General features: G+C 62.7%; 17 protein-coding genes. 10 read left to right on the top strand and 7 right to left on the bottom strand.

Features of this window, described 5'->3' with window-relative positions; translation table 11 throughout:
* Positions 1-58: 58 nt before the first annotated feature.
* The 4 genes from mnmE to rpmH form a co-directional block, all read right to left on the bottom strand.
* Positions 59-1,399 (bottom strand): tRNA uridine-5-carboxymethylaminomethyl(34) synthesis GTPase MnmE, encoded by a 1,341-nt coding sequence (gene mnmE / locus AC1DE1_RS16820; RefSeq protein ID WP_441601820.1) that lies wholly within the window; start codon positions 1,397-1,399, stop codon positions 59-61.
* 253 nt (positions 1,400-1,652) lie between these two features.
* Positions 1,653-3,341: a membrane protein insertase YidC gene (gene yidC, locus AC1DE1_RS16815; RefSeq protein ID WP_441601819.1), complete on the bottom strand. Its 1,689-nt coding sequence runs from the start codon at positions 3,339-3,341 to the stop codon at positions 1,653-1,655.
* Positions 3,342-3,398: 57 nt separating this feature from the next.
* Positions 3,399-3,797, bottom strand: coding sequence for a ribonuclease P protein component (gene rnpA / locus AC1DE1_RS16810; protein WP_441601818.1), 399 nt, complete (start codon positions 3,795-3,797; stop codon positions 3,399-3,401).
* A 13-nt stretch (positions 3,798-3,810) separates the two neighbouring features.
* On the bottom strand, positions 3,811-3,948 hold the full coding sequence (rpmH, locus tag AC1DE1_RS16805; RefSeq protein ID WP_019464789.1) for a 50S ribosomal protein L34: 138 nt from the start codon (positions 3,946-3,948) through the stop codon (positions 3,811-3,813).
* Between the two features lie 211 nt (positions 3,949-4,159).
* On the opposite strand from rpmH, the gene dnaA reads away from it, so the two are divergent.
* The 9 genes from dnaA to AC1DE1_RS16760 all read left to right on the top strand — a co-directional run bounded on the left by dnaA (position 4,160) and on the right by AC1DE1_RS16760 (position 14,623).
* Positions 4,160-5,506 carry a chromosomal replication initiator protein DnaA gene (dnaA, locus tag AC1DE1_RS16800; protein ID WP_441601817.1) on the top strand — a complete coding sequence of 449 codons (1,347 nt, stop codon included), beginning with the start codon at positions 4,160-4,162 and terminating at the stop codon, positions 5,504-5,506.
* Positions 5,507-5,757: 251 nt separating this feature from the next.
* On the top strand, positions 5,758-6,858 hold the full coding sequence (gene dnaN, locus AC1DE1_RS16795; protein ID WP_441601816.1) for a DNA polymerase III subunit beta: 1,101 nt from the start codon (positions 5,758-5,760) through the stop codon (positions 6,856-6,858).
* Positions 6,859-6,954: 96 nt separating this feature from the next.
* The gene (recF, locus tag AC1DE1_RS16790; protein ID WP_441601815.1) at positions 6,955-8,034 is read left to right on the top strand and encodes a DNA replication/repair protein RecF; all 1,080 of its coding nucleotides are present in this window, start codon (positions 6,955-6,957) and stop codon (positions 8,032-8,034) included.
* 73 nt (positions 8,035-8,107) lie between these two features.
* Positions 8,108-10,522 carry a DNA topoisomerase (ATP-hydrolyzing) subunit B gene (gene gyrB / locus AC1DE1_RS16785; RefSeq protein ID WP_441601814.1) on the top strand — a complete coding sequence of 805 codons (2,415 nt, stop codon included), beginning with the start codon at positions 8,108-8,110 and terminating at the stop codon, positions 10,520-10,522.
* A 310-nt stretch (positions 10,523-10,832) separates the two neighbouring features.
* A complete protein-coding gene (locus AC1DE1_RS16780) occupies positions 10,833-12,122 on the top strand; it encodes a tetratricopeptide repeat protein (RefSeq protein ID WP_441601813.1) in 1,290 nt (429 codons plus the stop codon).
* 198 nt (positions 12,123-12,320) lie between these two features.
* The gene (locus AC1DE1_RS16775) at positions 12,321-12,980 is read left to right on the top strand and encodes an energy transducer TonB (protein WP_121883796.1); all 660 of its coding nucleotides are present in this window, start codon (positions 12,321-12,323) and stop codon (positions 12,978-12,980) included.
* Positions 12,981-13,029: 49 nt separating this feature from the next.
* Complete coding sequence (locus AC1DE1_RS16770; protein WP_046972825.1) at positions 13,030-13,776, top strand: MotA/TolQ/ExbB proton channel family protein; 747 nt, start codon at positions 13,030-13,032, stop codon at positions 13,774-13,776.
* Between the two features lie 11 nt (positions 13,777-13,787).
* Positions 13,788-14,201, top strand: coding sequence for an ExbD/TolR family protein (locus tag AC1DE1_RS16765; protein ID WP_046972824.1), 414 nt, complete (start codon positions 13,788-13,790; stop codon positions 14,199-14,201).
* A gap of 5 nt (positions 14,202-14,206) precedes the next feature.
* Positions 14,207-14,623 carry an ExbD/TolR family protein gene (locus AC1DE1_RS16760; RefSeq protein ID WP_046972823.1) on the top strand — a complete coding sequence of 139 codons (417 nt, stop codon included), beginning with the start codon at positions 14,207-14,209 and terminating at the stop codon, positions 14,621-14,623.
* A gap of 253 nt (positions 14,624-14,876) precedes the next feature.
* On the opposite strand, the gene AC1DE1_RS16755 is transcribed toward AC1DE1_RS16760, so the two are convergent.
* Entirely contained in the window at positions 14,877-15,620 is a 744-nt protein-coding gene (locus AC1DE1_RS16755; RefSeq protein WP_441601812.1) for a pyridoxine 5'-phosphate synthase, read from the bottom strand.
* Positions 15,621-15,831: 211 nt separating this feature from the next.
* Entirely contained in the window at positions 15,832-16,476 is a 645-nt protein-coding gene (locus AC1DE1_RS16750; RefSeq protein WP_441601811.1) for a 4'-phosphopantetheinyl transferase family protein, read from the bottom strand.
* 108 nt (positions 16,477-16,584) lie between these two features.
* Here AC1DE1_RS16750 and AC1DE1_RS16745 point away from each other — a divergent pair, with 108 nt between their 5' ends.
* On the top strand, positions 16,585-20,052 hold the full coding sequence (locus AC1DE1_RS16745; RefSeq protein WP_441601810.1) for a hybrid sensor histidine kinase/response regulator: 3,468 nt from the start codon (positions 16,585-16,587) through the stop codon (positions 20,050-20,052).
* Between the two features lie 897 nt (positions 20,053-20,949).
* Here the strand turns inward: AC1DE1_RS16745 and AC1DE1_RS16740 are convergent.
* Positions 20,950-21,624, bottom strand: coding sequence for a response regulator transcription factor (locus AC1DE1_RS16740; RefSeq protein WP_441601809.1), 675 nt, complete (start codon positions 21,622-21,624; stop codon positions 20,950-20,952).
* Between the last annotated feature and the right edge of the window lie 120 nt (positions 21,625-21,744).

Below are 21,744 nucleotides of genomic sequence, written 5' to 3'. Positions count from 1 at the left end.
CAGCAGAGAGTTCGCTAACGTCTTGTCGTTGTTTGGAACTTGGACTCAGACCGGCGTGCTATTTGCCGATGCAGAACGAGCTGAAGATGGCGCCGAGCAGGTCGTCGCTGGTGTAGCTGCCGGTGATTTCTCCCAGTGCCTGCTGCGCTTGGCGCAGTTCCTCGGCCGCCAGTTCGCCCGCGCGAGTAACCCGCAGCACCTGCTCGGCCTGATCCAGGTGCAGGGCGATTTCCTCAAGCGCCAACACATGGCGACGGCGCGCACTAAACGCGCCTTCGCCACTGCCCGAGCCGGCAAGTTGCTTCAAATGGTCGCGCAAGGCATCGAGGCCGGCACCGGTTTTCGCGGAGGCCCACACCCAGATGGCTTCTGGCCGCACGTCGTAACGCGGCGTGCCGCTGGCGAGGTCGATCTTGTTGATGAACACGATGCGTTCGACGCTCGCCGGCAGATCGGCGAGCAGGGCAAGGTCGTGTTCGGCGTGCGCGATGTCGGTGACGAGCAGGGCGACGTCGGCGCGAGCGAGCTCGCCATGGGCACGGCGTACGCCTTCGCGTTCCACCGGATCGTCGGTGTCGCGCAGACCCGCCGTGTCGGCCAATTCGAGCGCGACGCCGTCGAGGTTGAGTTGCTCGCGCAATACATCGCGGGTGGTGCCGGCGATATCGGTAACGATGGCGCGGTCGCTGCCGGCCAGCGCATTGAGCAGGCTGGATTTGCCGGCGTTGGGACGTCCGATGATGGCGACGCGCAAGCCGTCATTGAGCCGCACGCCGCGCTGCGCTTCACGCAACAGGGCATCGAGTTCCGCGCGCAGCGCCTGCAGCTGACCCATGATGCTGGGGTCAGCGAGAAAATCAATTTCCTCTTCGGGAAAATCAATCGCCGCTTCGATATGCACACGCAGTGCGATCAGCGACTGCAGCAAGTCGTGCACTTTGCGCGAGAACACACCCTCCATCGAGCGCAGCGCCGCGCGCGCACCAGCCTGCGAACGCGCCGCGATCAAATCGGCCACCGCTTCCGCCTGCGCCAGATCGAGCTTGCCGTTGAGAAACGCGCGTTCGGTGAATTCGCCCGGACGCGCCAAACGCGCGCCGATGCTGCAGACGCGACGTAGCAGTGCGTCGAGCAGCACGGGACTGCCATGGCCTTGCAGTTCCAGCACGTGTTCGCCGGTGTAGGAAGCCGGCGCGGGAAAGTAGAGCAGCAGGCCGCGATCGATCAATTCGCCGTCGCGTTCGCGGAAAGCTGTGAAGTGCGCGCGGCGGGGATCGGGGTCGCGTCCGAACAATTCCGCGGCGATGCCGGGCACCGCCGGTCCCGACACACGCAACACACCGACACCGGCGGCGCCGGGTGCGCTGGCAATGGCGGCAATAGTGTCGGTGTGATTCATGGCGGGAATTATGCGGTTTGCGAGGAGCAATGCGATAACGATATGGCCGCCCCTCATCGTCATCCCGGCGCAGGCCGGGATCCAGTGGCGAGAGCAATGGGTCTTCGCGACAGCGCATAAAGCAGCATCACTGTCGCGAAGACCGCGCATCGCCGCCACTGGATCCCGGCCTGCGCCGGGATGACGAGCCATAGGTTTGCTGCGCAAAAAAGGGCCGCTGACGCGGCCCTTTTCTCCAAACCTATGAGTGTGATCAGGCCGTCGCCTTGGCCTTCTCGTCCGCGCGATCGACGCTGCGCGTGATCAGCCACTGCTGGGTCAGGCTGGTCAGACCGTTGACCACCCAGTACAGCACCAGGCCGGCCGGGAAGAACAGGAACATGAAGCCGAACACCACCGGCATCACCTTCATCATCTTCTGCTGCGCCGGGTCCATGCCCGCCGCCGCTGGGGTGAGCCACTGCGTGGCCAGCATCACCAGGATGTAGATCACCGGCAGCACGAAGAACGGATCGGGCGCGGAAAGGTCGTGCACCCAGCCGAAGAACGGCGCATGGCGCAGCTCCACGCTTTCCATCAGCACGCGATACAGACCGAAGAACACCGGCATGGTGATCAGGATCGGCAGGCAGCCCGACATCGGGTTGACCTTCTCCTTCTTGTACAGCTCCATCATGGCCTGCTGCATCTTCATCTTGTCGTCGCCGTAACGCTCCTTCAGAGCGTTGACGCGCGGCTGCAGCTTGCGCATGCGGGCGCCGGAGCGGAACTGCGCGGCCGTGAGCTTCCACAGCGCACCCTTCAGCAGCAGCACCAGCAGGATGATCGCCACGCCCCAGTTGCCGGCGATGGTGTGCAGCTGCGACAGGAGCCAGTGCAGCGGCTGCGCGACCACGGTCAGCCAACCGTAGTTGGTGGTGAGATCCAGACCCGGAGCGACCTGGTCAAGCGTGCCCTGCAGCTTCGGACCGATATACAGGCGCGATGCACTGGTGGCGCTCTGGCCCGGCGCCACGCTGATGGACGGACCCACCGCGCGGATCAGATAGACCGGCTGCGCCGTATCGCCATTGATCACGCTGGTGCTGTACGTGCTGGCGTCCTGCGCCTGCGGAATCCAGGCCACGAAGAAGTAATGCTGCAGCATCGATGCCCAGCCGCCGGTGATGGCGTGGTTCAACGGCTTCTTGGCGAAGTCCGCGAACGACAGCGTGGTCATCTTGTCGTCGGGGCTATACCAGGCGGCGCCATAGAAGCTGTGCGACGAAGGATCGGTGAAGTTCTGCAGCCAGCTCTTCTGCTGCGTCGGCGCCACGCGCTGCAGCTGCTCATAGGTATTGCCGGCCCATGCCGCGCTGCCGCCGTTCTCGATCTTCTGGTCGACGGTGACGACATAGCTGCCGCGCTTGAGCGCGAAGGTCTTGGTGACCTTGAGGCCGGCGGCGTTCTGCCAGGTCAGGTCGACTTTGAGATCGTCCTGACCCTGGGTGAGGGTGTAGCTGGTCTGCGCGGCCGAGAACACGGCGCGATGATCGGGCGCGTCGCCCTGGTTGCTGACGATGCCGCTCTGCGCGACAAAGTACTGCGAGCGGTCGTCATCGAGCAGGCGCGCCGGCGCCGGATCGGGATCCTTGCGGGTACGCGGCACCGACGGGTAGGTCAGCAGCTCCGAACGGACCACGCTGCCGCCACGGGTATCGATGGTCAGGCGCAGCACGTCGGTGCTCACCGTGATCAGCTGGGCGGACGCCTCGCTGACCGTGCCGGGTACCGCAGCAGCCGGAGCCGTGGATGCACTGGCGCCCGGCACGCTGCTGTCGGTGCTGCTGGTGGCAGCGGCGGCAGCGGGCGGTTGCGGGCCGTAATCCTTCTCCCAGGCCTGGAACAAGAGATAGGCGACAGCCAGCAGGGCAAAGATGAGGAACGTACGCGTTTGATTCATCGCGGAGCAGATCCGGTGCATCCGCGACACGCGTGTCGCGGAAAGGAATGGAGAAGGTCAACGCACGATTGTGCCGGTCGGGCCGTCCGGCTTCAATGTGGCCTCGACCTTGGCGGAACGCAGTTTCTTCCACAGCTGCTGCAATTCGGCGAGCAGCTCCGGACCGGGCAGGCCACACGCCTGCTCGCGTGCCATCACCATGAGGTCGACGGAGGGAAGCTCAAGACGGGCGCGCCGGAAAGATTCGCGTATCAGGCGCTTGATGCGGTTGCGATCGACCGCACGCTTGGACACGCGTTTGGATATGGCCAGGCCCAGCCGCGGGTGGCCGAGGTCATTGACCCGATAGCGCACAGAAAAACAGCGGCCGCCGAAGCGGCCGCTGGTATGTCGCAAAGCTGCAAAATCACCGGCGCTACGTAACCGCGCTTCACGCGGCAGGCCGGCGGCACGCATGCTGGCGAGCCGCTTACGGGATCAGGCGCTTGCGACCCTTCGCGCGACGTGCGTTCAGGATCTTGCGGCCATCGGCCGTTGCCATACGAGCACGGAAGCCGTGGGTGCGGGCACGCTTGAGCTTGCTGGGCTGGAAGGTCCGCTTGGACATGGCTTCCTCCGGTTAAGTTGGTAAAAAGGTTGGAAATTATGAAGAGGAAGTTGGGCGCTTGTCAAATAGGGGTATGTTCGGGGTTGACAAAAGGCTGTTTACTTCCTGTGGATATCCATGTGGATATCCCGCCATGAAGGAGCTCTCGTGCTGCTAGAATCGCCGGTCCACCCCGCGCGAAAGCGCTCCTTCCAGTGGTTGAATACTTCCCATGAGTGACCTGTGGCGGCGCTGTCTCGAGCGCCTCGAGGGCGAATTGAACGCCGAAGACCTGCACACCTGGCTGATGCCATTGCAGGCGCGCGACGACACCCATGGCTTGCAGCTGTTTGCGCCGAACCCCTACACGCTCGATACGGTGCGCGAGCGCTATCTGGCGCGCATTGAAACGGTGATCAGCCAGCTGACCGGGCACGATCTCACGGTACGCCTGGAAGTGGGCTCCAACTCCCCGCGCGCTACGGCGAGCGGCAAGGTGGCCGCTCCCGCGCCGGCCAAGGTCGCCCCCACGGTGATCGAAGCACCGGCGCCAACCTTCAACCACAACCTGGATCCGCACTACACCTTCGAAACCTTCGTCGAAGGCAAGTCGAACCAGCTGGGCAAGGCCGCCGCCATGCAGGTGGCCATGAACCCGGGCCGCGCCTACAACCCGTTGCTGCTGTACGGCGGCACCGGCCTAGGTAAAACGCACTTGATGCACGCCTCCGGCAACCTGATGCGCGAACGCAACCCTGATTTCAAGGTGCTGTACCTGCGCTCGGAGCAGTTTGTCGGTTCGATGATCGAAGCGCTGCGCACCAAGAGCATGGACGAGTTCAAGCGTCGCTTCCGTTCGGTCGACGCGCTGCTGATCGACGATATCCAGTTCTTCGCCGGCAAGGACACCACGCAGGAAGAGTTTTTCCACACCTTCAACGCGTTGTTCGAATCCAAGCAGCAGATCATCCTGACCTGCGACCGCTATCCGAAAGAGGTGGACAAGCTCGAGCCGCGGCTGAAGTCGCGCCTGGGCTGGGGCCTGTCGGTGGCGATCGAGCCGCCGGACTTCGAGACGCGCGCGGCGATCCTGCTGTCCAAGGCGCAGGACAAGGGCGTGGCGGTGAGCGAGAACGTCGCGATGCTGCTGGCCAAGCGCATCCGCTCCAATGTGCGCGACCTGGAAGGTGCGCTCAACACGCTGGCAGCGCGCGCCAACTTCTACGGCAAGCCGATCACCATCGATTTTGCGGAAGAAACCCTGCGCGACCTGCTCGCCACCCACGCGCAAGCGGTGACGGTGCCGAACATCCAGAAGATCGTGGCCGACTACTACCAGGTGCGCTTGCAGGATCTGTTGTCCAAGCGACGCGTGCGTTCGCTGGCTCGTCCGCGCCAGATCGCCATGGCCTTGTCCAAGGAGCTCACCGAGCACAGCCTGCCGGAGATCGGCGAGGCGTTCGGTGGCCGCGACCATACGACGGTGCTGCATGCCTGCCGCACGATCAAGAAGCATTGCGAGACCGACACACGCATGCGGCAGGATTGGGAACAGCTGATCCGTATCCTCACCGGCTGAGCGAGCAGGGCGGCTGTGCACTGAACGCTTGAAAAGTACTGTGGCAAGCTGTGGATAATAGGTGGATGGATTGGACCGAAAAGTTATCCACATTTGGCCCACAATCATCAGGCCTCTGGGAACACAGTGTCAAAGTTCGGCAAAGTATTGATTGTTAAGGATAATTTCTCAGTTTTGAGTTATCCACGGCCCCTACTACCACTACAGAACTTCTTTTAAAAACAGAAAAGCAGGATTGGGGAAGCGCATACATGCAATTCAGCATTCAACGAGAAGCTCTGCTCAAGCCGTTGCAGCAGGTCGTCGGCGTGGTCGAACGCCGCCAAACGCTGCCGGTTCTAGCCAACCTGCTGGTGAAAGTCGCCGACGGTAAAGTGTCGCTGACGGGTACGGATCTGGAAGTGGAGATGATCGCCACTACGACCGCTGACAAGCTGGTCGACGGTGAGATCACCATTCCAGCGCGCAAGCTGTTCGACATCGTGCGTGCATTGCCTGATGGCGCGCAGATCGAGCTGAAGCTCAATGGCGATCGCGTCGCCATGAATGCTGGACGCAGCCGTTTCACGCTCGCCACGCTGCCAGCCACCGAATTCCCGACCATCGATGAAATAGAGCTGGTTGAGCGAGTAGCGCTGCCGGAAGAAGTGCTGCGCGATCTCATGGAACGCACCGCGTTCGCCATGGCCAACCAGGACGTGCGCTACTACTTGAACGGCATGCTGCTGGATCTGCAGGAGCACACGCTGCGCTGCGTAGCCACCGACGGCCATCGCCTCGCGCTCAAGGAAACCAAGCTGGAAAGCAAGGTTTCCACGCGTCGCCAGATCATCATTCCCCGCAAGGGCGTGAACGAGTTGGTCGGTTTGTTCGAAACCGGCGACGGCCAGGTTGAGCTGGAATTCGGCCGCAACCACCTGCGCGTTCGTCGTGGCGATGTGGTGTTCACCTCCAAGCTCATCGACGGTCGTTTTCCGGACTACGAGGCAGTCATTCCGCTCGGTGCCGACAAGCACGCGACGCTCGATCGCGAAGTGCTGCGCGGGGCGCTCCAGCGTGCGGCGATTCTTTCCAACGAGAAGTACCGCGGCGTGAAGCTGGAACTGTCGCCGGGCAAGCTGCGCATCGTGGCTCACAACCCGGAGCAGGAAGAGGCCGTGGAAGAGCTGGAAGCCGATACGCCAGTCTCCGATCTGGCCGTGGGCTTCAACGTGGGCTATTTGCTCGATGCCTTGGCTGCCTTGCGCGGTGAGCGTGCTCGCCTGAGCCTGCGTGACGCGCAGTCGAGCTGCCTGGTGCAGGAAGACGATAGCGACCAGGCTCGCCACGTGATCATGCCGCTGCGACTCTGATGTCGATTTACCGTTTGCCTGATCACGGCAAGCTAGTCACGAACGCCGGGGCCGTCGAAAGACGCTCCGGCGTTCTTGCTTGGGAAGTTTGCTGATATGTGGCTGGAGAGCCTGCGCATTCGCGGTTTGCGTTGCCTCGCGGACGTCGTCATCCCCCTGGAACCCGGTGTGACCGTCTTTGCTGGGGCCAATGGCGCCGGCAAGACGAGCATTTTGGAGGCAGCGTTCCTGCTGTCGCACGCCCGGTCGTTCCGATCCGGCGCAAAAGACGCCTTGCTCCAACGCGGTGCAGAGTCCTTGTCCGTGTTCACCGAGCTTCGGCACGCCGATGGTCGAGGGCGTCGCCTGGGTTTGGGCCGACAAGGCGTTCGCTGGGAAGCGCGGATGGACGGTGAGGTGGTCAGCCTCAGCGAGTTGGTAGGGGAGTGCGCCGTAGTTTGTTTCGAACCGGGCTCGCATGCCTTGATCGCTGGCGGGGCCGAAGAACGCCGCCGCTATCTCGATTGGGGTGTGTTCCACGTGGAACACGAGTTCATGTTGGCCTGGCGACGTTACCAACGCGCTCTCAAGCAGCGCAATGCACTGTTGAGGGCTTCCAGCCCTGCGCCCGAGACACTGTTTTTGCCATGGGAGGCTGAATTGGACGCCACAGCGGCCGTTATCGATCGCCTTAGAGAACTGTATTTGGCGGCACTGCGCCCCCATATCGAAGGGGCGATGGCTGGCTTGCTGCCCGAGTTGGGCCGGGTGGAGATGAAATATCGGCGGGGCTGGTCCGAAGAAGCCTCGTTGGGCGAGTTGCTCGCCAGCCAGCGCGGCAGGGACCTGGCTCGGGGCCACACGACCATGGGTTCACATCGCGCGGACTGGTCGATCGTCTTTGAGCACGCCCCCCAGCGGGAGCATCTGTCTCGAGGGCAAGAGAAGCTGACGGCACTGGGTTGCTCTCTCGCCCAGGCCGCCCTCTATGCGGAGCGTCGGGGCGAGTGGCCGGTTGTCTGTCTGGATGATTTGGCCTCGGAACTCGATAGAGCCCATCAGGCGGCCGTGGTGGACCAACTGCGGTCGGTAGGCGCCCAGGTACTGGTCACGGGAACGGAGGTTCCTGAAGCCCTCCAGCAAGGTCCCACGCAAGTGTTCCACGTGGAACAGGGTCGTCTCGGCCCCCTGCTATAATCACCGATTGTGTCCCAGCCCGGCCTCTAGGCGCCGTCCGGGCGGGAGAAGGCGCCCAGGAAACGGTCGACGAATGAACGCATCCTACGATTCGAGCAACATCAAAGTTTTGAAAGGTCTGGAAGCGGTGCGCAAGCGCCCCGGTATGTACATCGGCGATACCGATGACGGCACCGGCCTGCACCACATGGTGTTCGAAGTCGTCGACAACTCGATCGACGAAGCCCTTGCTGGCTACTGCGACCATGTGACCGTCACGATCCTCGATGATGGCTCGGTCAGCGTTACCGACAACGGCCGCGGCATTCCGGTCGATACCCATCCGGAAGAGGGCCGGTCCACCGCGGAAGTGGTGATGACCGTGCTTCACGCGGGCGGCAAGTTCGACGCCAATTCCTACAAGGTTTCCGGCGGCCTGCACGGTGTGGGCGTGTCCGTGGTGAACGCGCTCAGCTCGCACCTGTGGCTGACCATCTACCGCGAAGGCAAGGAATATCAGCAGGAATACGCCCACGGCGAGCCGCTGTACCCGATCAAGCCGGTCGGCGAATCCACCAAGCGCGGCACCACCGTGCGCTTCCTGCCCAGCACCGGCACGTTTACCAACGTCGAGTTCCACTACGACATCCTGGCCAAACGCCTGCGCGAGCTGGCCTTCCTCAATTCAGGCGTCACCATCGACCTGAAGGATGAGCGCGGGGAGGGGCGTAGCGACCGCTTTGCCTACGAAGGCGGCATCCGCTCCTTCGTGCAGCACCTGGCCCAGCTCAAGACTGCATTGCATCCCAACGTGATCAGCCTGAGCGCGCAGCAGGACGGCATCTCGGTCGAGCTGGCGATGCAGTGGACCGATGCGTACCAGGAAACGATGTATTGCTTCACCAACAACATCCCGCAGCGCGACGGCGGCACCCACCTCACGGGCTTCCGTGCGGCACTGACGCGTTCGTTGCAGAGCTACATCGAAAAGGAAGGTCTGGCCAAGAACGCCAAGGTCACGCTCTCAGGCGATGACATGCGCGAAGGCATGATCGCCGTGCTTTCGGTGAAGGTGCCCGATCCGAAGTTCTCCTCGCAGACCAAGGACAAGCTGGTTTCCTCCGAGGTGAAGACCGCGGTGGAGCAGGCCGTCAACGAAAAGCTGGGCGAATTCCTGCTGGAGCACCCGAGCGAAGCCAAAGCCATTGCCTCCAAGGTGGTCGACGCCGCCCGCGCTCGCGAGGCAGCCCGCAAGGCGCGCGAGATGACCCGCCGCAAGGGCGCGCTGGATATCGCCGGCCTGCCGGGCAAGCTGGCGGACTGTCAGGAAAAGGATCCGGCGCTGTGCGAACTGTTCCTGGTCGAGGGTGATTCCGCAGGCGGTTCGGCCAAGCAGGGCCGCAATCGCAAGACCCAGGCCGTGCTGCCGTTGAAGGGCAAGATCCTCAACGTGGAAAAGGCCCGCTTCGACAAGATGCTGGCCTCCGCCGAAGTCGGCACGCTGATCACCGCGCTGGGCACAGGCATCGGCAAGGAGGAGTACAACCCGGACAAGCTGCGCTACCACCGCATCGTCATCATGACCGACGCGGACGTGGACGGCTCGCACATCCGTACTCTGTTGCTTACGTTCTTCTACCGTCAGATGCCCGAGCTGATCGAGCGCGGCCACATCTACATCGGCCTGCCGCCGCTCTACAAGATCAAGCAGGGCAAGCAGGAGCTCTACCTCAAGGACGATGCCGCGCTCAACGCTTACCTGGTTTCCAGCGCTCTCGACGGCGCCGAATTCCAGTACTCGGGCGTCGCGCCGGCGATCTCCGGCGAAGCGCTCGAGAAGTTGCTGCGCGACTACCAGGCCGCACTCGACCAGATTCAACGACTGGGCCACCGCTTCGACGCCACGGTGCTTACCGCGATGCTCGAGCACACGCCGATCGAAGCGGCCCTGTGGAGCGACGCGGCGGCGATGCAGGGCTGGCTGGCCGGCGTGCAATTGCGCCTGGCCGCGAGCGGGCTGGGCAAGCCGCGTTACCGCCTGGCGTTGCGTCCGGCCGTCGACGAGCAGCCCGCGGCGATCGAAGTAGTGCGCGACCAGCACGGCCTCTCGCATACCTGGTTGCTGCAGCAGCCGTTCTTCAGTGGCGCGGAATTCCGCCCGATCCTGCAGGCCAGCCAGCAACTCGCCGGCCTGGTGCAGGCGGACGCGGTGGTGCGCCGGGGCAATGGTTCGCGCGGCGTGCTGAGCTTTGCCGACGCGCGCCACTGGCTGCTGGAAGAGGGCAAGAAGGGCCGCATGATCCAGCGCTTCAAGGGCCTGGGTGAAATGAATCCGGAGCAGCTGTGGGAAACCACGGTGAACCCGGAAACCCGCCGCATGCTGCAGGTGGGCATCGAGGACGCGTTTGCGGCCGACCAGATGTTCTCCATGCTGATGGGCGAGGCGGTGGAACCGCGTCGCGACTTCATCGAAGCCAATGCACTGAAGGTCGCCAACCTCGACGTGTGACGACCGGGCCGCGCGGATGCGAGCACCACTCGCTTCCGCGCGGCCTTCTTTTTGCCTGCGTGTATTAACGCATTAGCACGTTAACTAAAGTCCGGAAAAGGGCTGCCGATAGCGTGTTTCCAGGCCGAAAAGTCACGGATGGCATGGTGCTGGGGCATGAAAATCAGGTCCCGTCGCTGGCGTATGGCCCAACTTATTGATTTTTAACATTCTTTGTTGCCGCGGTGCGACTTGTTATCTGCCGCCGAGTCAGGTTACGCTCAGCGATCCCCCGCGTCCTAGGCGCGTGAAACCTACATTGAGGACTGCCATGAAGCGTGTTCCCCTGATCAAGATGCTCGCTGGTTCGGCGCTGGCCCTGGCCGTGGTGAGCACCCCGGTCATCGCGAGCGACAGCTCTTCCAAGGACAAGAAGGAAGCGCTGTACCCCAACGCCACGCGCAAGGAACCGAAGCTGGACCTGACCAGCGAGAAAGACCAGAAGGCGATCAACGAAGGTCTCGACGCGGTCAACAACCAGGACAAGGACAAGGCGATCCAGATCCTTCAGCCGATCGCCGACGGCAGCAAGAGCAAGTATGCGCAAGCGCTGGCCCTGCAGGGTCTGGCGAACGTGCACTACAACGACGGCGACGTGAAGGGCGCGATCGATCTGCTCAAGCGCGCACTCGACAACGGCACCATGCCGAACGACACCTACTTCCAGCTCGAGTACATGCTTGCCCAGTTCTACCTGGCCAGCGAGCAGTACCAGCTGAGCATCGACACGGTCGACAAGTGGCGTGCCGAAGGCAAGAAGGAAACCGCCGAGTCGTACGCACTCCAGGGCAACGCCTACTACCGTCTCGAGAAGTTCCCGGAAGCGATTGCCGCCATCAAGAAGGCGCAGTCGATGACGGACAAGCCGAACGACAGCTGGAACCAGATCCTGATGGCCAGCTACTCGGAATCCGGCCAGGGCGACCAGGCCGCTCAGGTGGCGCAGCAGCAGCTGTCAGCCAACCCGAATGATCCGAATGCATTGAACAACGCTGTGGCCGTGCTGATGCAGGCGCAGAAGTATCCGGAAGCGATTTCGCTGATGGAGAAAGCGCGCGCCAGCGGTCAGCTCAAGACCGAGAAGGACTACATCAATCTTGCCAAGCTCTACCTGGTTTCGGGCCAGCAGAGCGGCGACCAGAAGGAACCGGCCACCAAGGCGGTTGCCGTCCTTCAGGAAGGCCTGAGCAAGGGCGTGGTCACTTCCACTGCAGAGAACTACACGCTGCTTGGTACGGCGTCTTACATGGCCGACAACACGTCGGGCGCGTTGGCGGCATACCAGAAGGCGATCCCGATGGCGAAGGACGGCGAGGCGAACATCCGCGCTGGCCAGCTGCTTATTCAGGAGAGCAAGTTCAGCGAGGCGAAGAGCCTCATCCAACAGGGCATCGACAAGGGCGTGCAGCACAAGGGCACGGCGTATATGTTGCTGGCCGAAGCGTGTCGTGGTCTGAAGGACAAGCCGGGCACGATCGCAGCCATGGAGAAGGCCGCACAGGATCCCGAAACCTCCGCCAAAGCAAAGGCTTGGCTGAAGGCACAGGGCGCGAGTAAGTAAGGCAGAACGTGTAACAAGTGCGAGGCAGATGGACGTCCATTTGTCTGCCTCACAAGTGCTATACATTTGCCATGTGCTGTTGTACCGTTGAAACCCTTCCGTGTTCCCGTCCAGTGGCAAACGTCATCCGTTTGGATCGATTTGCCGCAGGAAACCGTGACCACGTCTTACCGATTGATTAGCTCCAGATAGTGACAGATGGCCTCAAGTAACGAAGCAACCGGCCAAGGGCCGTTCAATTGGAGGCGTACCTGGGCGCTGGCCGTAGCCATTGCGCTGCATGCGTTCGCGTTCCTGTTGCTGGTGGCGCCCATGGCACCGCCGAAGCAGGTACAGAAAGAAAAAGAACGCACGGTCCAGGTTAACTTTATCGAGCCTCCTCCGCCGCCACCGCCACCGCCGCCGCCGCCGCCGGAGCCGCCGAAGCAGCCGCCGCCGAAGATTATTCAGCAGGTCAAGCCGCCGCCGACACCGCCGCCGCCGGCTCCGCCGCCGGCTGTGGAAGAAAGGTCCAATAATGCTGTTGCTGCGGCTCCGCCGGCACCGCCTGCTCCTCCGGCACCGCCTGCAGATATCACAGCCAGTCAGGACATCAGCTATAACAGCCGTATTCAGCCCAAGTATCCGCCGCAGGCAATTCGCCAGCGTCACGAGGGCACGGTCACGCTGATGATCTTGGTGGACGTGGACGGCACACCTAAGGACATCAAGGTGGAAGCGTCCAGCGGGTATCGCGAGCTGGATCAGGCCGCGATTGAAACGGCACGCAAGTGGCGCTTCAATCCGAACATAAGGAACGGGCAAAAGACGGAAGGTTATGTCCGCGTCCCGGTCAATTTCAATCTCAATCAGCTGTAACTTCGGTTACGGTCAATCAGTTCACGCTTGACTTTCCAAGGGTAGCGTTATGTTCCTGCAAACTTCTCCGGCCCCCGCGGGCGGTACCACCAACGCCGAAGCCATGAAGTCGATGGGCTTCGATCACCTTATCCACAACTTTGATCCGCTTGGCTGGATCGTGTTCGTGGTGCTGGTGGTGATGTCCTTCTCTTCCTGGTACTTCATTGTCGCCAACGCCATCCGCAACTCCATGGTTCGCGGCCGCGCTGACAAAGTCATCAACGGCTTCTGGGCCAATGGCTCCACCCAGGACGCCATTCGCGAACTCGAAGCCCAGCCCAAGGGCGAACCGTTCTCGAAGATCGCTCTCGACGCAGCTTCGGCCGTCGCTCACCATCAGCAGGCTTCGGCCGGCGGTGGTCGCCTCGCCGAGTCGCTGAGCCGCTCCGAGTTCATCGATCGCGCCCTGCGTCAGGCTGTTGCTCGCGAGAGCCTGCGCCTGGAAGGCGGCCTGACCCTGCTCGCCACGGTCGGTTCGTCGGCACCGTTCATCGGTCTGCTTGGTACCGTGTGGGGCATCTACCACGCGCTGATCAAGATCTCCGCGTCGGGCAACGCTTCGATGGAAGCCGTGGCCGGTCCGGTGGGTGAAGCTCTGATCATGACCGCCTTCGGTCTGTTCACCGCTATCCCGGCCGTGCTCGCCTACAACTTCTTCAACCGCTCCAACCGTCTGACGTACGCTCAGTTCGACGAGTTTGCGCATGACCTGCACGACTTCTTCGCCACCGGCGCTCGCGTCGAAGGCAAGTGAGGATCTGACCCATGGCAATGAGTACCGGAGGCGATTCCGGCGGCCCGATGTCGGAGATCAACGTTACGCCGCTCGTCGACGTAATGCTGGTGCTGCTGATCATCTTCATGATCACCGCGCCGCTGATGTCCCATCGAATCACCGTCGAGCTGCCGACTGCCAATCCGAAGGTTCCGGATACTGAGCAGGTGACGCCGATGGACTTGGCCGTGAAGCCTGATGGCACGCTGTACCTCGATGACGTCGAAGTCACCGAGGCGGAACTGAAAGCACAGTTTGCGGTGAAGGCGACGCTGACGCCGCAGCCTGAGCTTCAGATCCGAGCGGACAAGACCACGCAATACAAGATCGTCAAGAAGGTCCTCGCTGACGCCAAGGAATCCGGCATGGTGCACGTCGGCTTCATGACGACCGGCAAGGAGTAAGGGTCATGGCATTCAGTTCTGGAAGTGGTAAGGGGCCAATGGCTGACATCAACGTCACGCCGCTGGTCGACGTGATGCTGGTGCTGCTGATCATCTTCATGATCACGGCGCCGATGCTTACCCATAAAGTGAAGATCGACCTGCCGCAGCCGAATCCGAACATCGTGCAACCGGAGAATCCGCCGGAGCCAGTTCGCCTCAAGATCGACCAGTCCGGTGCGCTGTACTGGAACGATACGCCGGTGGATGAGCTGGGCCTCAAGGCGCAGCTCGCGGTGATCGGTGGTCTGGGCGATCCGGCCAAGCAGCCGGAAGTGCAGATCAACGCGGACGATGGTGTGGCGTACGAGCACGTTGCTCGTGTGCTGGCTGATGCGAAGAGCTACGGCCTCACCAAGATCGGCTTCACTGAAGGTCAGTAATTCAGTAATACCGTAAGGCATTACCGCAAGACTACCCTTTGGACCCCCGCCCAGTGCGGGGGTTTTTTTCGGCTGTAGAAAACCCAGGCGACTGCGTTCGGGCCTTTTGCTGCGTCAACGTTCGGACGTATGGATGGCCAAATGTCCGCGAGGCTGCGCACGACGATGCACGGTGGCGCGCACGCAGAAGTGGCGAAACCACGCAATCGATTCCGGTCGGTTCCGGCACGATGGCCGCAGTGCGGCCACGAGCTCAGCGCAGGATCTGCAGGTATCTGCGAACCGTAGTCGCCATGCCTTCGTACAGCGCTTCGCCAATCAGCGCGTGGCCGATGGATACTTCCGCCAATCCCGGAATGGCAGCCTTGAACGTGCCCAGGTTGGCCTGGCTCAAATCATGTCCCGCATTCACTGCCAAGCCCGCATGCTGGGCACGTCGAGCCGTGTCCGCGCAGCGCTCGAGCTCCTGCTGCACCTGGCCTTCTTCGAAGGCTTGCGCATAAGGGCCGGTATAAATCTCGATGCGCTGCACGCCGATGGCTACCGCCTCTTCGAAGCCGGTCGCGCCCGAATCCACGAACAGGCTTACGCGACAGCCAATGTCGCGTAGTGCGGCAACCAGCGGTTTCAAGGTCTCGATATCCCGGGTGAGGTCGAAGCCGTGATCGGACGTGATCTGGCCATCGCCGTCCGGCACCAGGGTGACCTGGTTCGGCCGCACTTCGCGCGCAAGTTCGATCAGGCCCGGATAACTGCCGCGTGGCCCGGCGAACGGATTGCCTTCGATGTTGTACTCGACGCGACCGCGCGTGATTGCTGCCAGTGCACGCACGTCGTCAGGACGGATGTGCCGCTGGTCGGGTCGCGGATGCACGGTGATGCCACCGCAACCCGCGTCGATGCAGGTATGCGCCGCGCGAAGAATGTCCGGTTCACTGCCGCCGCGCGAATTGCGCAGTACGGCGATCTTATTGACGTTGACGCTGAGCAGGGTCATGGGTGGGACAGTACTCGTCGAGAGGCTGGAAGCCGCTAACAGTATGCGTGAGCGACGATCATGCGGACGCGATGGGCGCCCGGATCCTGATCGACTCGCTGCTACGCGCCGATTCCTCTATGCGGGCCACACCGGCCTCGCAACCGTTCAGTGTGCTCTTGCAGTGGCTCAGGCAGAGCGTTGCAACGGCGGGTTGCACACATTGCGCCGATCAATCCGTACCGGCAAGTGTCCACTGGCGGATCCGACGCGGTGTGCCTTGCCAGGCCAGCGTGCCCACATGTGCGTCATCCAGAATCAGGCGATGCAGCTGCCACTGCTGGGGCTCATAGCCATCCAGTCGATGCAGCACGGGCAGATGGGATGGGCCGCTGATGCTCAAGCGGTGCAGTCCGAACGCCAGGCCGCGGCCGACTGCCTTGAGCACGGCTTCCTTGGCCGTCCATAGTTCCAGAAAGGCGCGGTCGCGCTGGTCGACCGGCAGCGCCTGGAGCGCTGCCGTTTCGTCGGGACTGAAATAGCGCTGCGCAATGGGTACAGCCTTGGGATGCGGCCGCAGTCGCTCCAGGTCGATTCCAGGCAACACGCCGCGCGCGATGGCGATCAGTGCCTGGTCGTGGCTGTGCGACCAATTGAAGGAGAACGCATCGCGCTGACTGCCCGACAGCTCCGGCCGCCCATGCTCGGAAATCTCCAGTTCCACAGCGTCCGCGCCGACGCCCAGATAGCCGCCCAACATCGCCAGCAAAGGCGCGCGGCCTTGATGGTGGTCGTAGGCGAGCCGCCAGACGTGAATATCCTCGTCACCCAGCTGCGCAGCCAGCTCGGCCGGTGTCTGGCCGTCGGTCGTGATCATCTGCCCATGTTGCCGGCTAAGGGGCGATACTTACAAGCACGGCGGTCGCCACGGAACGGCACGCTGGTCTCAGCCACTGCAGGAAGCCCTCATCTCGGAGAACACCGCTTGATAGCCGGATGGCTGCTGCTGCTGGTCTCGCTGCTGTACGTCGGGTTGCTGTTCGTGGTTGCCTATGCGGGCGATCGCCGGCCGCTCTACCCGCGCCAGCCGCGGCTTCGTCCGATCGTCTACAGCCTTGCGCTGGCGGTGTATTGCTCCTCGTGGACCTTCTATGGCGCGGTGGGTACGGCGGCCCGCGAAGGGCTGAGCTATCTGCCGATCTATCTGGGTCCGATCCTGTTGTTCGTGTTCGGCTTCGGCTTGTTGCGGCGCCTGGTGCTGCTGGCACGCCAGCGCAATATCACCTCGATCGCCGATTTCATCGGTGCGCGCTTCGGCAAATCGCATGGCCTGGCCGCACTGGTGGCGGTGATCGCGGTGATCGCCGTGGTGCCGTACCTGGCGCTGCAGTTCAAGGCCGTGGCGATGTCTTACGCGGTGCTCGGCAGCCCATCGCCGGCAGGCACCTCGCAATTCAGCGACAGCGCGCTCTGGTGCGCGATTCTGCTGGCCACCTTTGCCATCCTGTTCGGCACGCGCACCATCGACGCCACCGAACACCATCACGGCATGATGCTGGCCATTGCCGTCGAGTCGCTGATCAAGCTCATCGCCTTCATCGTGTTGGCTGGCTACGCGCTCTGGCGTGGACCGGGTCTGGCGGTCACCACGCAGTTGCCGCTTCAACAACTCTCCGAAGGCGTCTCCCCCGGCTTTCTTGCGCAGACGCTGCTCGCGTTCTGCGCGATGTTCTGCCTGCCACGGCAATTCCAGATTGGCGTGGTGGAATGCGAGGACCCGCACGACGTATCGCGCGCACGTTGGCTGTTTCCCATCTACATGGTGATCGTCAGCCTGGCCGTGCTCCCCATCGTGGCGGCGGGCCTGCACCTGCCGCAGCTGCAGGGTGGCAACAAGGATGCCTGGGTGCTCACCCTGCCGATGGCCTACGGCGATCGCGGCATGGCGCTGCTTGCCTTCATCGGTGGCTTCTCCGCGGCGACGGGCATGGTGATCGTGGCGTGCGTGGCGTTGTCCACCATGATCAGCAACGACATCGTCATGCCGATGCTGCTGCGCATTCATGCGCTCAAGCTCGAGCAACGCGCGGATCTGTCGCAACTGGTGTTGCTGGTGCGACGCATCGCCATCATTGCGCTCGCTGCGATGGCCTATGTCTATTATCGCGTGGTGGCCGATACCACCAATCTCGCCACCACCGGCTTGCTGGCGTTTGCAGCCGTCGCGCAATTCGCGCCGGGCATCGTTGCCGCGCTCTACTGGCGTGGTGCCAGTCGAAAAGGCGTGGCGGTGGGGCTGGGCGCGGGCTTCCTGGTCTGGGCCTACACCCTGCTGCTGCCAGGCTTGAACCGGGAGGCGGACTGGCTGGATACGGGTCCGATGCACCTGAGCTGGCTGCAGCCGCAGGCACTGTTCCATTTGAGCGGATGGGACCCGGTGATGCACGGCACGTTCTGGTCGCTGCTGGTCAACGTGTCCTGCTTGATCTTCGTCTCGCTGCGCTTTCGACCCAACCTGGAAGAGCGCCTGCACGCTGCGATGTTCATCGACCCCTATGCTGTCGATAGTCGCGGTGCGGGCGATTGGCGCGGTCGCGTCGCGGTGGCGGATCTGCGCACCATTGCCGAACGGATCGTCGGCGAGCGCAGCAGCCAGCGTGCGTTCGAGGACTATGGCGAGCGCCGCGGCAAGCCGCTGCAAGCCAGCGAGGCTGCCGATCGCGCGCTGATCCAATACACCGAGCGTTTGCTTGCCTCTGCGGTGGGCGCTGCGAGTGCGCGACGCATCCTGATGGGCGCACTGTCGGGCTCAGGCCTCGATATCGCCGAAGCGATGGCCTTGATGGACGAAGCCTCGCAGGAACTGCGCTTCAACCGCGAGCTGTTGTCCACCACGCTGGAAAACGTGTCGCAAGGCATCAGCGTGATCGACGCGAACATGCGCGTGGTCGCGTGGAATCGGCGCTATCTCGAATTGTTCGACTATCCCGACGGTATGGTCTACGTCGGCGTGCACGTGGCCGATTTGATCCGATGGAACGCAGAGCACGGTGAGTTGGGTCCGGGTGAAGTCGAGGCTCATGTGGCCAAGCGCCTCGGCCACATGCACGCCGGTTCGCCGCATGTATTCCAGCGCATCCGTCCGGATGGTTCGGTGATCGAAATGCGCGGACGCGCGCTGCCCGGCGGCGGCTATGTCACCACCTATACCGATGTCACGGCGTACAAGCATGCCGAGCAGGCGCTGATCGAGGCCAACGAGAATCTGGAACAGCGCGTGGAGCTGCGCACGGCCGAGCTCAGCGAAGCGCTCAACTCCGCCGCACATGCGCGTCGCGAAGCAGAGATGGCGAATGCGTCGAAGACGCGCTTTCTGGCAGCGGCGAGTCATGACCTCTTGCAGCCTTTGAATGCTGCGCGCTTGTTCACTGCGGCGTTGCGCCAACATCCCGGGCTCGACGGCGAAGCCAGCTTGCTGGCCGAGCGCATCGACGCCTCCTTCCGTGCAGCTGAAGATCTGCTCGATGCACTGCTCGATACCTCGCGCCTGGATGCCGGAAGCTATCGCGCGGACATCAGCAATGTGGCGTTGTCGGATCTGTTCGAATCGTTGATGGCGCAGTTCGCCGTGATCGCGCAGCAGCGCGGACTGCGATTGCGCGTGGTGCCCACGAAGCTGGCCGTGCGCAGCGATCCTCAATTGCTGCGTCGCGTGCTGCAGAACTTCATCTCCAACGCGCTGCGCTATACGCGCGAAGGCGGCATCCTGGTTGGTGCGCGCCGCATGGGCGATGAAGTGCGACTCGAGGTGTGGGACACCGGGCCGGGTATCGCGGCGGAGCAACGGGCGCGGATCTTCGGCGAGTTCCAGCGACTGGATCGACCATCGCCTTGGGGCGAGAAGGGCTTGGGCCTGGGCCTTTCCATTTGCGAGCGCATCGCCGGCATTCTGCAGCACAAACTCGAGCTGGTTTCCCGCGAAGGCAAGGGCAGTCGCTTCGCGGTGCGCGTGCCGCGCGCGGAAAGCGCGATACCGCGTCGCCGCACGAATGTTCATCCGATGTCGAACGAGCAGTTGCCGCTCACCGTGCTATGCCTGGATAACGACACTGCCATTCTCGACGGGATGCGTGCGCTGCTGCAGCGCTGGGGCGTGGATTGCCGAACAGCGATCGACGTGGCGGAGGCCGAGCAGGAACTGCGACGCGGTGGTGTCGACCTGATCCTGGCCGACTATCACCTCACCGATGATATGGATGGCTTGCAGGCGCTCGAGGAACTGCGCACGGTGCTGGGTGAATTGCCGCCGATTGCGATGATTACGGCGGATGGCAGCAGTGAGTTGAAGCAGCGGGCGCGGGGGTTGGGGTATCCGATTTTGCATAAGCCGGTGAGGCCGGCGGCGTTGAGGGCGTTGTTGAGTGCGTTGGTGCGCAGGCAGACGATGGCTTAGTTCCTGATGCGGGAGCTGAGCGTGCGTCAGCGTCTTGCGGGTTGTTCTCTTTAGATCGCCATCCCGGCGAAGGCCGGAGTGCTTTTTAACAGCCGAAGGCTGGTCATCAAGAACTTCGGTGTTCCCTTGTCACCTTGGGGCCAGGGTGCCGCCTGCGCGGCGGGCGTTTCGAACGGCTGCCGCCGCTCGAGTCACTTTTCTCTTGCTGGCCCAAGAGAAAAGTAACCCAAAGAGAATGGCCTAAAACGCCCGCAGCATCGTGTTGGGATAAGCCCGAACGCTCGAGGTGCGCTGTTGTGGGACAACCTCCGAGGGTACACAGGGGATACTTCAAAGCGCTGCGCAACGCGCCCGAATCGCTGAGGACTTAAAGCCGGGCCTCGCTGCGCATCGGCTTAGGCATCGCTCCTTTCCTCTGCTGCGGCTGCTTGTCTGTGGGAGCGCACCCTGTGCGCGACAGCCACGCTGGGGTGTACCGCTCCGTAGTTTTGTTGCGCACAGGGTGCGCTCCCACAAATTGCGATCGCAGAATTGAATTRCCGCTACAGCGTGCGAAACCCCTTGTAGGAGCGCACTTGTGCGCGACCGCGGCGTTGGGATGTACCGCTCCGTAGGTTTGTCGCGCACAGGGTGCGCTCCCACAAATAGCGATCGCAGAATTGAATTRCCGCTACWGCGTGCGAAACCCCTTGTAGGAGCGCACTTGTGCGCGACCGCGGCGTTGGGATGTACCGCTGTGCAGGTTTGTCGCGCACAGGGTGCGCTCCTACAGATGGGTTACGGCTGGGTGTTGTCTTGGGAGGTATTGGCGCAATGGTTGGACGTCTGAAGGCCGCAAAGGCTGCCCAATCGCGGCGGACGCCTGTTTGCAGCTTCCTCGCACCACGATGCCGCCAATCAACCTTCCTCATCCGCAGGCAACGACGGCATCGCTTCCTGGTCGATCGCCAGATGGCTTGCAGCCAGCGCGACCTGGGTGCGGTTGTTGACGCCGAGTTTGCGCATGATGGCGGTCATGTGCGCTTTCACTGTGGCTTCGGATACGCCGAGGTCGTAGGCGATCTGCTTGTTGAGCAGGCCTTCGGCGATCATCGTGAGCACGCGGAACTGTTGCGGCGTCAGGGTGGCGACGCGATCGGCGACGGCGGCTTCGTCAGGCTTGAGCGCCGTGCCGCCGCCGACAAGCTGGTGCGGCAGCCACACATCGCCATCGAGCACCTTGCGGATGGCGGTGATGATGTCCTCGCCCGGTGTCGACTTTGGAATATAGGCCGATGCGCCATGGGCGAGTGCGCGTCGCGCCACCTGCACATCTTCATGCCCTGACACGACGATGGTCGGCAGGCCAGGATTTTGCCCGCGTATATGCGCCAGTGCGGAATAGCCGCGCGCACCGGGCATGTGCAGGTCGAGCAGGAGCAACTCGGCGTCGGGATACTGCTCGATCAGGCCAAGCAGCGTGTACACGCTGTCCGCGCTGTGTACGTTGGCATTGGGAACGGCCGCCACGACGGCGCGTTGCAGGGCGTCGCGAAACAGCGGGTGATCGTCGGCAATCAGTACGTCAGGCATGGATTCCCTGCTTCACTTTGTAGGAGCGCACTTGTGCGCGATCAAGTGCCTCGAGGCCGGAACAGCATCGAGACGGGTGACGCGACCGCGACGATCATTCATGGGGAACATCGGGTCGCT

The sequence above is a fragment of the Dyella sp. 05T440 genome (assembly GCF_056395965.1).
Note: the sequence above shows the minus strand (reverse complement) of the source record. Positions and strands in the feature narration are given on the sequence as shown.

Coding starts and splice junctions, on each gene's coding strand:
- mnmE (WP_441601820.1), bottom strand. CDS start 1,399: ATGAATCACACCGACACTATTGCCGCCATTGCCAGCGCACCCGGCGCC.
- yidC (WP_441601819.1), bottom strand. CDS start 3,341: ATGAATCAAACGCGTACGTTCCTCATCTTTGCCCTGCTGGCTGTCGCC.
- rnpA (WP_441601818.1), bottom strand. CDS start 3,797: ATGCGTGCCGCCGGCCTGCCGCGTGAAGCGCGGTTACGTAGCGCCGGT.
- rpmH (WP_019464789.1), bottom strand. CDS start 3,948: ATGTCCAAGCGGACCTTCCAGCCCAGCAAGCTCAAGCGTGCCCGCACC.
- dnaA (WP_441601817.1), top strand. CDS start 4,160: ATGAGTGACCTGTGGCGGCGCTGTCTCGAGCGCCTCGAGGGCGAATTG.
- dnaN (WP_441601816.1), top strand. CDS start 5,758: ATGCAATTCAGCATTCAACGAGAAGCTCTGCTCAAGCCGTTGCAGCAG.
- recF (WP_441601815.1), top strand. CDS start 6,955: ATGTGGCTGGAGAGCCTGCGCATTCGCGGTTTGCGTTGCCTCGCGGAC.
- gyrB (WP_441601814.1), top strand. CDS start 8,108: ATGAACGCATCCTACGATTCGAGCAACATCAAAGTTTTGAAAGGTCTG.
- AC1DE1_RS16780 (WP_441601813.1), top strand. CDS start 10,833: ATGAAGCGTGTTCCCCTGATCAAGATGCTCGCTGGTTCGGCGCTGGCC.
- AC1DE1_RS16775 (WP_121883796.1), top strand. CDS start 12,321: ATGGCCTCAAGTAACGAAGCAACCGGCCAAGGGCCGTTCAATTGGAGG.
- AC1DE1_RS16770 (WP_046972825.1), top strand. CDS start 13,030: ATGTTCCTGCAAACTTCTCCGGCCCCCGCGGGCGGTACCACCAACGCC.
- AC1DE1_RS16765 (WP_046972824.1), top strand. CDS start 13,788: ATGGCAATGAGTACCGGAGGCGATTCCGGCGGCCCGATGTCGGAGATC.
- AC1DE1_RS16760 (WP_046972823.1), top strand. CDS start 14,207: ATGGCATTCAGTTCTGGAAGTGGTAAGGGGCCAATGGCTGACATCAAC.
- AC1DE1_RS16755 (WP_441601812.1), bottom strand. CDS start 15,620: ATGACCCTGCTCAGCGTCAACGTCAATAAGATCGCCGTACTGCGCAAT.
- AC1DE1_RS16750 (WP_441601811.1), bottom strand. CDS start 16,476: ATGATCACGACCGACGGCCAGACACCGGCCGAGCTGGCTGCGCAGCTG.
- AC1DE1_RS16740 (WP_441601809.1), bottom strand. CDS start 21,624: ATGCCTGACGTACTGATTGCCGACGATCACCCGCTGTTTCGCGACGCC.